The 11,581-nt window shown below is 64.9% G+C and carries 11 protein-coding genes; 5 read left to right on the forward strand and 6 right to left on the reverse strand.

The features are described from left to right. Window positions 1-69: 69 nt before the first annotated feature. Complete coding sequence (locus LB553_RS11865; RefSeq protein ID WP_224513368.1) at window positions 70-1,056, reverse strand: hypothetical protein; 987 nt, start codon at window positions 1,054-1,056, stop codon at window positions 70-72. Between the two features lie 445 nt (window positions 1,057-1,501). Between LB553_RS11865 and LB553_RS11870 the strand changes: the two genes are divergently transcribed. From LB553_RS11870 to LB553_RS11885, 4 genes are all read left to right on the forward strand, one after another. Continuing rightward, the gene (locus LB553_RS11870) at window positions 1,502-2,821 is read left to right on the forward strand and encodes an aspartate aminotransferase family protein (protein WP_224513370.1); all 1,320 of its coding nucleotides are present in this window, start codon (window positions 1,502-1,504) and stop codon (window positions 2,819-2,821) included. 17 nt (window positions 2,822-2,838) lie between these two features. Next, window positions 2,839-4,011, forward strand: a complete 1,173-nt coding sequence (locus tag LB553_RS11875) for an NAD(P)/FAD-dependent oxidoreductase (RefSeq protein ID WP_224513373.1) — start codon at window positions 2,839-2,841, stop codon at window positions 4,009-4,011. A gap of 222 nt (window positions 4,012-4,233) precedes the next feature. Beyond that, window positions 4,234-5,190: a DMT family transporter gene (locus LB553_RS11880; protein ID WP_224513374.1), complete on the forward strand. Its 957-nt coding sequence runs from the start codon at window positions 4,234-4,236 to the stop codon at window positions 5,188-5,190. Between the two features lie 201 nt (window positions 5,191-5,391). Further along, window positions 5,392-6,918 (forward strand): alpha/beta fold hydrolase, encoded by a 1,527-nt coding sequence (locus LB553_RS11885; protein WP_224513376.1) that lies wholly within the window; start codon window positions 5,392-5,394, stop codon window positions 6,916-6,918. A gap of 18 nt (window positions 6,919-6,936) precedes the next feature. Here the strand turns inward: LB553_RS11885 and LB553_RS11890 are convergent, their stop codons facing one another. The 5 genes from LB553_RS11890 to LB553_RS11910 form a co-directional block, all read right to left on the reverse strand. Further along, window positions 6,937-7,392, reverse strand: coding sequence for a MaoC family dehydratase (locus tag LB553_RS11890; protein ID WP_224513377.1), 456 nt, complete (start codon window positions 7,390-7,392; stop codon window positions 6,937-6,939). Then, complete coding sequence (locus tag LB553_RS11895; RefSeq protein ID WP_224513378.1) at window positions 7,389-8,681, reverse strand: NAD(P)/FAD-dependent oxidoreductase; 1,293 nt, start codon at window positions 8,679-8,681, stop codon at window positions 7,389-7,391. The genes LB553_RS11890 and LB553_RS11895 overlap by 4 nt, the downstream gene beginning before the upstream one ends. Further along, entirely contained in the window at window positions 8,678-9,901 is a 1,224-nt protein-coding gene (locus LB553_RS11900) for a flavin-containing monooxygenase (RefSeq protein WP_224513379.1), read from the reverse strand. The genes LB553_RS11895 and LB553_RS11900 overlap by 4 nt, the downstream gene beginning before the upstream one ends. 55 nt (window positions 9,902-9,956) lie before the next feature. Further along, window positions 9,957-10,535, reverse strand: a complete 579-nt coding sequence (locus LB553_RS11905) for an OsmC family protein (RefSeq protein WP_224513380.1) — start codon at window positions 10,533-10,535, stop codon at window positions 9,957-9,959. Window positions 10,536-10,771: 236 nt separating this feature from the next. After that, on the reverse strand, window positions 10,772-11,017 hold the full coding sequence (locus LB553_RS11910) for a DUF1127 domain-containing protein (RefSeq protein ID WP_224513381.1): 246 nt from the start codon (window positions 11,015-11,017) through the stop codon (window positions 10,772-10,774). A 249-nt stretch (window positions 11,018-11,266) separates the two neighbouring features. Here LB553_RS11910 and LB553_RS11915 point away from each other — a divergent pair, with 249 nt between their 5' ends. Further along, window positions 11,267-11,482, forward strand: coding sequence for a hypothetical protein (locus LB553_RS11915; protein ID WP_224513382.1), 216 nt, complete (start codon window positions 11,267-11,269; stop codon window positions 11,480-11,482). Window positions 11,483-11,581 lie beyond the last annotated feature (99 nt).

Here is an 11,581-nt window from a genome sequence, read left to right on the forward strand (position 1 = left end):
GTATTTGCCCATTTCAGGACCCTCCTGCGGCATGCGTTCGTGCCAATCCAAATGCACTCCTGGCCACCATCATCGAGGCGGAGTCGGAAGCAACGCGTCGGGGAGACTAATCGTCGTCGCCACCAGAACCCGTTTCGGTGATCTTGGAACCTTCGCTCTGTTTTTGTTCTGCAAGCCTGTTTGGCGGACAGGCTGGCCATTCTGGCTGGCAAGTGAAGCTGCGGCGGGACGCGTCCTGGGTGCGCGCTCCATCTGCGCTGTGCGGCGCGCGCTTTGCGCTTTGACAAGGTCGATCGCCTTTCGCGCAGCGGTAAGGGACACGGACATGTCGGTCAGCTTTTGACGCTCTTGCTCCAACGCTGCGCTCAAGTCGACAGATGCCTGCTTCGCAGCGTCTCTTTCCCGACGGGCGCCATCGGCATTACTTGCGGCCGAAACCGCGCGCGCATGTTCCAGGTCCAATGTTTCGTTGGCATGCTTTGCGGCAGCAACCGCCAACTGGAGGTCCTTTAGGGCGGTGGCTCGCTCGGCCGCAGCCAGATCCGCGCGCCTCTCATCGGCCTCGCCGGCCTGGCGGGCCATGGCGAGTTCGTGCTCGAATTGTTCGACCTTACGCCGCTCTTTCGCAAGCGATTGATTTGCCTCGGCCAAGGACGCATCCTTGGCGTTACGTGCTTCGTTCGAGGAAATAGCTTCTGCTTTCAAGCCCTTGATGACGCGCTGCGCCGCTTCGAGGTCGAGTTTGAGGGCTTCGTTGCTTTGGGTCGCATCATTCAACGCTTTTGCCTGCTCCGCGGAGGTGCTGGCTAGCACTCTTGCCTGCGCGCTTGCGCTGCGCTCGGCGTGCTGGCTTTGGCCCAGTTGCGCTTTTGTCGACGCCAGTTCGCCTCGCGTGGCCGCGATCTGTCGCTGCATTTCGGCGCTATTGTCTGCCGGAGATATCAGCGCCAAGAGGAGGATGCATACGGGAACGGCGCTCCACCTCCAGTGGCGCATGCCGAAGCGAACCCATGCCGGGCGCGGGTCGCCCTCGAACTCCTCGTAGGATTCATGCATGAATGTCACTGGCCACGGTCCTTTGTCTGCTGGGCATTCCTCGCGATGCTCAAGAAGCGCGTCAAACCGGCTGCGCGTGCGCAAAATTAAGATTTTCGGTCTTAGCGGTTCGCTCCGTGTTGAAGTCATTCTACAGCCTTGAACAACCTGTATTTTGCCAAGTTGTCGGCTGGTTATACCAGGCGCCTTTAGGCGCAGGACGCATCATCCAAATGGACTAGACGTCATGACGGATCGTCTCGGAGCAGAACTTCTCGATGGCGGGATGATCAATCGGGCAGTCTAAGCGCCCGGTTGCTGCGGCCGCGAAATGATGATGACCGGAATGACCCCTGGTCGGGTCGCATGACCGGTCTGGCCGATTGCGCCGGCGCGCAAACGAACCGTAGCTTCGTGACGGGCGGCGCGTCGCTGTTCCAACAGTTGAATTCGCCTTCGGAGAGCCATGCCGCATTATCCCGACGCCATGCCTGGATCGAAAAACCTGTTCGAGCGCGCCAGGAAGGTGATGCCGGGCGGCAATACGCGCACCACGGTCTTCGTCGATCCGTTTCCGATCTACGCTGCGCGCGGCGAGGGGTGCAGGGTCTGGGACGTCGACGGCAATGCCTATTACGACTGCATCAACAATTTCACCGCGATGATCCACGGCTATGCGCATCCCGATGTCACCGCGGCTGTTGTCGAGCAGCTGCCCTTCGGCACCGCTTTCGGCGCTCCGACGCTGAGCGAGATCGAGCTTGCCGAGCTGCTGGTCGAGCGGCTGCCCTCCGTCGACCAGATCCGCTTCACCAACTCCGGCACCGAGGGCGTGATGATGGCGATCAAGGCCGCGCGCGCCTTCACCTTGCGGCCGAAGATCGTCAAGATCGAGGGCGCCTATCACGGATCCTACGATTTCGCTGAAGTGAGCCTGGACTCCTCGCCGGCGAACTGGGGCGACCTGCCCAGGTCGACGCCCTATGCTAAGGGCACGCCGCGCGGCGTGCTGGCGGACGTGATCGCCGTGCCCTTCAACGACACCGAGGCGCTGCGCGCCGTCTTCGCCGCCGAGGGCGACAACATCGCAGCGGTGCTGATCGACCCGATGCCCAACCGTGCCGGCCTCACACCGGCGCGCCGGGATTACCTCCACGCCATGGTCGAGATCGCCCATGCCGCAGGTGCACTCGTCATCTTCGACGAGGTCATCTCGTTTCGGCTGGGATGGTCTGGCGCGCAAGGCTTGTGGGGCATCGAGCCCGACCTAACGGCGCTGGGCAAGATCATCGGCGGCGGCTTCCCGGTGGGCGCCGTGGGTGGGCGCGCCGATATCATGGCGGTGTTCGATCCGACCGGAGGCAAGCCCGCGCTGCCGCATGGCGGCACATTCACGGCCAATCCGGTGACCATGCGCGCCGGCCTTGCTTCGATGCGGGCGCTGACGAAAGAAAGCTTTGCCCATCTCGATCGGCTCGGCGCATCCTTGCGCGAAGGGATTACCGCCTCATTCGAAAAGCATGGGCTTGCCGGCCAATGCGTCGGCCTCGGCTCGCTGTTCAAGGTTCATTTCACGTCGCATCCCGTCACCGATTACCGCTCTATCTATCCAGGTCCGGCCGAGCACAGGAAGTTCGACACCTTCCACAAGGGTTTGATTGGCCGCGGCGTCCTGTCCGCCAGCTACGGCCTGTTCGCGCTGTCGACGCCGATGACCGAGGAAGATGCCAACGCCATTCTTCAAGCGATCGACGAGACCCTGGGCCACGTCGCCGCGCAGTCGTGAAAACAGGCGGACCACAGATGACAGCTTCTCCTCATGTCGTGGTGATCGGCGCGGGCACGCTGGGCATGTGCACGGCGCTCAACCTCGTCGAGCAGGGCGCGCGCGTGACCGTGCTCGAAGCCCAGTCGATTGCTTCGGGATCGAGCGGCCGGTCCGTCGGCGTCGTCGGATCGCAACTGACCGACCCGTTCGAGATCATGCTGCGCGTCCATTCACTGCGCCGGTTCCGCCAATGGGAAGGCGAGGGGCTTCGGTTCAACCATATCGGCTATCTGCGGCTGGCCCGCACGCCCGCCCAGATGGAGCTCTTCGCCAAATCGGTCGAGATCCAGGGCGAGGCGGGGCTGAGATCGCGTCTGATCCATGCCGACGAACTCAGGGACCTCGTTCCTCACCTCAATCCTGACGGGCTCGAAGGCGGATTGTTCGGGCCCGACAACGGCTTCCTCGATCCCCACGAGATGTGCAATTTCCTGGCGGGCATCGTCCGCGCCAAGGGCGGCGAGATCCGTCAGTACCGCAAGCTGCTCGGGGTGCAACGACGCCCGGGCGGCTACACGCTCGAAACCAATGGCGGCCCGATCGATCGCGAGCGACGGCTGATCGATTGCGATGTCGTGGTGAATGCCGGCGGCGCCTGGGCGCCGCGGGTGGCCGAACTCTTCGGCCAGCGCCTGCACATCTGGCCTGAGCGCCACGAGGCCGTCGTCATCCATCTCGACGAGCCGCTCGACTACACGATGCCGATGGTCATGGACCTGGTGAACGGCGAGGGCAGCGGGCTCAACTTCCGCCATGAAAAGCCGGGCGAGCTGATCGCCGAGATCCACAAGGTAAATTCGATCGCGCCGGAAGACCCCGATAACTACAACGACCAGTGCGAGGAGCAGTCGAAGGTCGATCTGGCCGAGCTGTTTTTGGAACGCCTGCCCGACCTGCCGGGCGCGCGGCTCGGCCGGGGCTGGGCGGGCCTTTATCCCGTCACCGCCGACCATCGCCCCTTCGTCGGACCGATCGATGCCTCCGAGCCGACGCTGATCACCGCCGCCGGCGCAGGTGGCTACGGCATCCAGCTCGCCCCGGTCATCGGCCAGATCGCGGCCGACTGGGTTCTTCAGGGCGCGCCGTTTTCGGTGCCCGGTTCACAGAGCCTGGCGCCATCGGCAGAGCGCAACGTCCTCGGTCACTGACCGATGCGCCGGATCGACGGCCTCGAAGACATCGAAGCCGAACGCTTTGCATCGCAGCTCCACGGTAGCGTCGGCTCGGCCTGGGACCTGCTGCCTAGGTCCAACGGCAGGCCGCATTGGTCCCTGCCGCGTGGGCTTTGCCGGGCCAACTATGTAACACCCCCGTCATGAGGTAGACTGTCGCTGCGACTGGGCTGACCTTCACGAAGCGGGGGACATGCGATGCAGGCGATACCGATAGCGCATCCGGCGGAACCGCCGGCCAGTCGAGCGATACCGTCCTTCACTGGCTATCCCACCGCCGTGCTGTGCTGGCTGCTTTCGGCCGGCGTCTATATCGCGGCCAAATGGGTGGCGCCGGAAATGCCGCCCTGGGGACTGTGCTTCTGGCGGCTCTTGCTCGCCTGCGCCATTCTGTTGCCGATCGTGCACCGCCATCACGGCGCCATGCTGGCGCTGCTCAAATCGCGGCCGCTGGAGATCGTCGCCGTCGGCGCCATCGGCCTGACGCTCTGCCAAGGCATGATCTACCATGGCCTGAACGACACCGATGCGACCACGGCCGGCATCATCATGGCAATGTCGCCGATCATGACCATGGTGCTCGCGCGCCTCGTGCTGGGCGAACCGCTCGGCCTCTGGAAATCACTCGGCGCGGTTGCCGCGCTCGCCGGCATGCTGGTCATCGTCGCCCATGGCAAGCTGGACGCGCTGGTGCAACTGCGCTTCAACATCGGAGAATTGTGGATCGTCGGCAGCGCCTTCTGCTGGGCGCTCTACACCGTGCTGCTGCGCCGCTCCAAATTCGGCATCGAGCTCCTGCCGCTGGTAGTCCTTCTGCTCGGCGCCGGCGCGCTGGTGGCGCTGCCGTTCCATCTGTGGGAAATCGTCAACGACGAGCGCTCCGCCCTGAACGGGAATGGCCTGCTCGCGCTTGCCTATCTGGCCGGGCCCGGCGGCGCGCTGATGTATTGTCTCTACAATAAAAGCGTCGAGACGCTGGGCGCGAGCCGGGCAAGCATGCTGCTCTATCTGCAGACGCTGTTCGTCGCCGTGCTCGCCTATCTGCTGCTCGGCGAGAGCCTGCATGACTACGATCTGCTCGGCGCGGCCTTCATTGTGGCTGGGGTCGTGCTGGCGACCGTCATCAGGCCGAGAGCGGTTCCGGCAAAGGCGTAAACGAGCGACCACGTGCCTTGATTGACATATGCTCCTGTCCGCGCCGCCGAGTCGATCTGGTCCTCGGGTCGCGGCGGTCCGGACCAAGCTTTCCTAAATTAGCCGATTTTGCTATTGGCTGCCCCTTCGCAGCGTCGGCCAAGGCCGAAGGGAGATCATGGCGATCGACAAGCGCGTGGACGCATGAAAGGCGGTCAGCACATGCTGGAACTGCGCGTTCTTGGCGATTTTCAGGTCACGCGCGACGGCGAGCCGCTTCTCCTGCCGCCATCCCGCAAGACGCGGGCGCTGCTCGCCTACCTTGCCGTCACCGGCAGGCAGCATCAGCGCGAGCGGCTGTGCGAGATATTCTGGGACATCCCCGACGATCCGCGCGGCGCCTTGCGCTGGAGCCTGTCCAAGATCCGCCAGGTCCTGGGCGCCGACGAATCCGTTCTTGCCGCCGATCGCAATGCTGTCGCGCTCAATGTCGAGACGGACTATGCGCGGCTGGCGCCGCTGGTGAAGGCCGATCTTTCCTCCCATCCGACCGAGGAGCTCGAAGCCGTCCTGGCCTCGATTCGCGGCGGCTTTCTTGCCGACCTCTCACTGGAGCGCTGCTTCGACTATGAAGCGTGGCGGCAGGCCATCGCCAGCGAGGTGGAAATCGTCGAGCTTGGCATTTTGCGCGAGTTGGTCGAGCGCCTGGGGAATGAGCCGCGACGCGCGCTGCCGTTCGCCCAGCGCCTGCGCCGCCTCGCGCCCGAAGATGTGCGGCTCGCCGTCGAGATCGAGGCGCTGGAGGACAAGGTCCGGTCGGCCGCCGCTCAAGCCACGGGACGCGCGCCGCAGTCCGCTCCCCTCGCGCCGCCGTCGAAGCCTGCCGCGTCGCCGCAGGATCCCGGCCGCGCCGTGCAGTTCTGCCGGGCTCTCGACGGCACCAGGCTCGCCCATGCCAGCACCGGCAGCGGGCCGGCGATCTTGCGCGCCGCGCACTGGATGTCGCATCTCACCTTCGACTGGGACAGCCCGATCTGGCGGCATTGGATGCGGGAATTGTCACGTCACAACCGGCTGGTGCGCTATGACGAGCGCTGCAATGGCCTGTCGCAAAGGCACGTCGTCGACATCTCGTTCGAAACCATGGTATCGGACCTCGAATGCGTGGTCGAGGCAACCGGGATCGACCGCTTCACCTTGCTCGGCCTGTCGCAGAGCTGCGCGGTTTCGATCGCCTATGCCATCCGCCACCCCGAGAAATTGTCGGGCATGATCCTCTACGGCGGCTACGTCAAAGGCTGGCGGGCGCGCGGCGACGCCGGCGAGATCGCGACGCGCGAGGCCGTGGCGACGCTGATGCGCGAGAGCTGGGGCAAGCCGAACCCGATGTTTCGCCAGGCCTTCTGCTCCATGTTCATCCCCGGCGCCACGCACGAGCATTTCGCCTGGATGGACGATTTGATGCTGCGCACCGTCTCGCCCGACGATGCCTGGCGTCTTCAGAACGCCTTTTCGGTGATCGATGTCAGCGACTTGCTGGAAAAGGTGCGTGTGCCAACCTTGGTACTGCACGCGCGCGACGACAACGTAGCGCCGGTAGAATCGGGCCGCACCATGGCGGCCGGCATTCCCGGCGCGCGCTTCATCGAGCTCGATAGCCAGAACCACATCCTCCTCGAAGGCGAGCCCGCCTTCGAAGAGTTCATAGACCACGTCCGCGCCTTCATCGCCGAGACGGCGGGCGCGTAGCAGGCGCTCGCGCAGTTTTCAGCCCCTGGCCAATGGCACGGTGAACACCGTCGCGGTGCCGGTGAGGCAAAGCTCGCCCGCTTCGTTGCGCACCGATGTCTCCAGCTTGGTGATCGGCTTGTCGGCGCGCACCTCCTTGACCTCGACGCGGCCGGTGATCAGTTCGCCGACGCCGACGGCCCTGACGAATTTCCACGACACTTCGAGGAACACCGAGCCAGGGCCGGGGAGGTCTTCCGCCACCACCGCGTTCAGGATGCCGGAAGTGACGCCGCCCTGCACGATAAGCTTGCCGAACACAGAAGCCTCGGCCAGCGCCTTGTCGTAATGCAGTGGGTTGCGGTCGCCGGTCATCGCGGCGAAGGCATCGACATCCTGCGGCTGCGTGCGCCGCGAGCGTTCGGCAAAGGCGCCCACCTTTGGCCGACCCTTGATGACACCGACCCACCCGTCCTTCATCACGTGCACAGTCATGGTCTTGCTCCAGTTCGGTTGCGGGAAAGCTCGGCTGGCGGCTTGTCCTGGTTGGCCGCCGCCCGATAGGTCGAGGGCTTTGATGCGGCAGCGCGGCGGGCCGGCATGGGCTGCCCGGCCAGCGCCTGCACCTCTGCCTTCAGGATAGCGCTGAAGCGGCGATGCCGCTCGCCGAGATCGTCAAGCGTCCAATCGAAGCCGGCGATGGCGTCCGTGGTGTCGAGGATCTGGTTGGCGATCATGTCGCGCTGCTGCTGCCAGACGGCGAACGCTGCCTCGGACCCATTGAGGATCGCCCGCGCGAGGCTCTCGGCGTCGCGCAGCGCGTCGGAAATGCCATGCGAGGTGATCGGATCGCGGAAGAAGCCGGCGTCGCCCACCAGCGCCCAGCCCGGGCCATGCGGCTGGCGGATATAGCCCGGCACGCCGCGGAACGCCTGCAGGCGCGCATCCTTCGGTGCCCGGGCCGCCTGTGCTGCCAGTGCCGGGGAAAGCGCCTCGAGCATATCTATGCGGGCGCGGGCGTGGCCGAGGCGGAAGCGCTGGTCGAACAGGCCTGTCGGCACCGAGGCGACGATGCAGGCGAGGCTGTCATTGGTCGGGATGAACGAGCCGGCGATCCCGTCGCGGAAATACCAGTGGTAGCCGGCACCGGGCTCGACCGGCGCATAGCCATAGACATGGGCAGCCGACACCGCGCCGCGCCGCAAGGTCTGGGCGTCGACGCATTTTGCCACCAGCGAGCCGATGCCATCGGCGCCGACCACGATATCGGCGCTGACCCGCACGGCAGTACGGCCGGCGGCGCGGATCTCGATACCCCGCACCCGCCCACGCGTGTCGGCAAAGAGATCGCCGACCGCGACCTCGTGCAGCATCTCCGCGCCGGCCTTGCGCGCCGCATCGACCAGGATGCGGTCGAGCACGGTGCGCCGCGGCGCGATGAGGCCGGGCAGGTCCGAGCTAGCGGCGAGGGGGATGGTGATCTCCTCGTCGCCATAGTGGAAAGTCGTCGTCTCGATCAGCGGCGTGCCGGCCTTGAGCAGCCGCTCGAGCAGGCCCCAGCGCCAAAGCTGCAACACGGCCGGCCGCATCAGTGCATGTGTCGACAGTGTGTCGGATCCATAAGGCTTGCGGTCGATCGCCAGCACCTTGAGGCCGGCGCGCGCGAGCAGCATCGCCGTCGCGGCGCCAGCGCAGCGGGCGCCGACGATGATCGCATCGTAATGGCCGCGCCTGGGGGTGGCCATAAGTGAGATCGGGTTGCTTACCATGTTCGTGGTCCTCATGCCGCCTTGCGGCCGTTGCAATCGAGATAACGGGAGATTTCAGCGGCGATCGCCTCGGCATCCGCGCCGACGCCGCCGATGAAGTTGGAATCGCGTTTGCGCAGGAAGCGGAAGCCGAGCGCGTAGAGACCGGGCACGCTGGTGACGCCGCCCTGATGCGCCAGCTCGCCATCGGCGCCGAGCGCCAGCGGCTCCAGCCAACCGAACGAGCGCGCATAGCCGGTGGCCCAGACGATGCTACGGATCGATCCGTCCGCCAGCGACAGCCGTTCTGGGCGGGCCGATGGCGTGACAACCGGCTCGGGCCGGTATGGTGTCGTCACACCCGCGAAGCGGTCGATCTGGTCGAGCAGGCGCGCCTGCTTCGCTTCGGCTGCCGCGATGTGCTGGCCGAGACCGTCGGCGAAGGCGATCTCGCGGTCGCCGACGCCCCGCACCCGCCCGGCCAGCTCCACGCCGAGTGCCTGCAGCGTGGCGAGGTCTACATCGGCCCTGTCGGGTCGGCCGGCGAGCTGCAGCGATGGCTGACGCCGGGCACCCTCAGGATCGGCGAGGTCTTCCAGGCGCTGCGCCATCAGGCCGGTTGCGCAGAGCCAGAAGAAGATATCCTGGCCGCGCCATGTTCTGGGCAGGCGCGTATGCTTGCCCACTGAAAGCACCACGCGCCGCCCGGCGCGGGCGAGCTCGTCGGCGATCTGCACGCCGGAGGATGAGGCGCCGACGACCAGCACGCCACCGCCCGGTAGCTCGCCGGGCGAGCGATATTGCGAAGCGTGGATGCTGAGCGGTCCGCGAAGGGTCTCAGCCGAAAATGGGATGACCGGCCGGTCGCAATGTCCGGTCGCGACGACCACAGCGCGCGCCGACCAGTCGCCGGCGCTGGTGCGCAGGGCAAAGCCCTCGCCGGTCCGCCTGGCAGCGATGACCTCGATATTGGTCTCGACGGGCGCATGCCATTGCCAGGCGTAGCGTTCCAGGCTTTCCACAAAAGCCTCCTTGGTCATGAAGCCGTCGGGGTCGCCGCCCTTGTAGGGCGAGCCGGGGAGGGCGTTCAGCCAGTTCGGCGTGAGCAGCCGCAGCGAGCGCCAGCCCTGCGCACGCCAGCGCTCGCCGATGCGGCCGCGCTCCAGCACGGCATGGTCTATGCCGGCCTCGCCGAGGCAATGGCTGAGCGCAAGCCCGGCCTGGCCCGCGCCGATGATGACGACCGCGCGTTTCATAGTCATTTCCATCGATTGGCAGGCGGTCCGGATCGGTTCCGGACCGCCGGCCGGCCTACTGGATGGTCTTGATGCCGACGCTGACCGGAACACCCTTGGTCAGCACGTCGAACACGGCCGAACGGGCGCGCGACTGCTCAACCAGCTGCTGGAGCTTTTCGGCCGGCGCGTCGCCTTCGATCTCGAACGATACCTGGATGTTCTGGAAACCGTTGCGGACCTCGTCGGAGATGCCGAGGATGCCGCGCAGGTCGATGTCGCCGTCGACCGAGCATTTCACCTTGGTGAGCTTGATGCCGCGCGCGGCGGCGATGTTGGCGACGCCTGCCATCAGGCAGCCCGCCAGGCCGTGCAGCAGCCATTCGACCGGGGTCGGCGCATTGTCGGCGCCGCACAGGATCGCCGGATGGTCGGCATCGGCATAATGCGGCTTCTCGTGCTTCTGCTCCTGGCCGGCGCCGAAGAAGCCGTTCATGACGGTCTTGCTGTGCGTGCCCTCGATCCACTCGTTGTGGGCGCGGAACTGGAACTTGGCCAACTCCGGTTGCCCGGCGACGAAATTGATCGTCGCCAAAAGGTTCGGCGTGTCGACGCCATTGAGCGGAAGCCGTGCGGGTTTGGTGTTGGGTTGCATCGTCATCTCCAAAGGTTCGTTTGCGGCTTGGTTGCCGTGACGGCCTCTGTTTGCCGGTGGAGCGTTTGAACGAGAGTGGATGCGACCGTGGAATTTTTCATACGCCTACCGTGGAAATTGGGTTGGGCGTATCGTTTGAAACGAAGCGTCTTGACCCGAATGCGCCGGACGCAAAAGCCCCGGGCGTGGGGAAGCCCGGGGTCTGTCGGCGGCGTGGCGACGATCGCTATCGGCGGTCAGTGGGCGTTGCGGATATCCATCCCGTCGGCGTCGGAGGCGTAGCGCATCGAGGTGTAATGATCGATTTCAGAACGGGCGATACCCAAGTCCTTGAGCAGATAATCGGGCATGGCCTGCATGGCGGCGCGGTCGCTGCGCATCCTCATTGCACGGTAGAAAAGCCTAAGTGAGCGGCCGGCAAAGCCGGTAAGGCTGAGGCCCGCGCGGCCGGTTTCATAAGCGGTGTGTTCCATGGTCGTCATCGTTCGTCTCCATCGTTTGCGGGGCGATCCTTCGCGTCGTCGATGGGGAGTGTCGCTGACGACCGGGGGAACCAGCGTGGGAGCGGGCGTCGAAATTACCGTGGAATCTGGCAGTTTCTCAGTTTGAAATATCGCTCTTGCCAATGCGGCACGGAGCGCGTCGTAACGAAGTCCTTGCCTTCCTCTTATATCAGGATTCGCGTATATAAGGCTGCGTTACTATGCTCATTTTCAGAGGGGAATTAAGTCATGCGCAAACAGAAAACGTTTGAACTGGTGCTTCTGGCTTCCATATCGCTTTTCCTCGCAGACGCCGCCTTAGCGAAAGATGCCTACAAAACACCATGCAGGGCGGATGCTCAGCGATTGTGCAAGATGGTCGACAACGCAAAGGGATTGAGCTGCCTTAAACAGCACATCAGTGAGCTCACTCCTGCCTGCAAGGCGTTTCTCTCCAAGAAATGAGCTGTAATAGCCGTCCTGCCGACCGCCAAGGTGGTTCTCCGTCCGGAATTGCGTCAAAGCAAGGACATGGACCGCTCGCTGTTTCGGTGAAACGACGAA

Origin of the sequence: Mesorhizobium sp. CA8, from assembly GCF_020164955.1 — a bacterium.
Lineage (GTDB): Bacteria > Pseudomonadota > Alphaproteobacteria > Rhizobiales > Rhizobiaceae > Mesorhizobium.

Bases quoted from the DNA above. Each gene is read 5' to 3' on its own strand.
- LB553_RS11870 (WP_224513370.1), top strand. From the start codon at position 1,502: ATGCCGCATTATCCCGACGCCATGCCTGGATCGAAAAACCTGTTCGAG.
- LB553_RS11905 (WP_224513380.1), bottom strand. From the start codon at position 10,535: ATGCAACCCAACACCAAACCCGCACGGCTTCCGCTCAATGGCGTCGAC.
- LB553_RS11875 (WP_224513373.1), top strand. From the start codon at position 2,839: ATGACAGCTTCTCCTCATGTCGTGGTGATCGGCGCGGGCACGCTGGGC.
- LB553_RS11900 (WP_224513379.1), bottom strand. From the start codon at position 9,901: ATGAAACGCGCGGTCGTCATCATCGGCGCGGGCCAGGCCGGGCTTGCG.
- LB553_RS11885 (WP_224513376.1), top strand. From the start codon at position 5,392: ATGCTGGAACTGCGCGTTCTTGGCGATTTTCAGGTCACGCGCGACGGC.
- LB553_RS11890 (WP_224513377.1), bottom strand. From the start codon at position 7,392: ATGACTGTGCACGTGATGAAGGACGGGTGGGTCGGTGTCATCAAGGGT.
- LB553_RS11880 (WP_224513374.1), top strand. From the start codon at position 4,234: ATGCAGGCGATACCGATAGCGCATCCGGCGGAACCGCCGGCCAGTCGA.
- LB553_RS11915 (WP_224513382.1), top strand. From the start codon at position 11,267: ATGCGCAAACAGAAAACGTTTGAACTGGTGCTTCTGGCTTCCATATCG.
- LB553_RS11895 (WP_224513378.1), bottom strand. From the start codon at position 8,681: ATGAGGACCACGAACATGGTAAGCAACCCGATCTCACTTATGGCCACC.
- LB553_RS11910 (WP_224513381.1), bottom strand. From the start codon at position 11,017: ATGACGACCATGGAACACACCGCTTATGAAACCGGCCGCGCGGGCCTC.
- LB553_RS11865 (WP_224513368.1), bottom strand. From the start codon at position 1,056: ATGCATGAATCCTACGAGGAGTTCGAGGGCGACCCGCGCCCGGCATGG.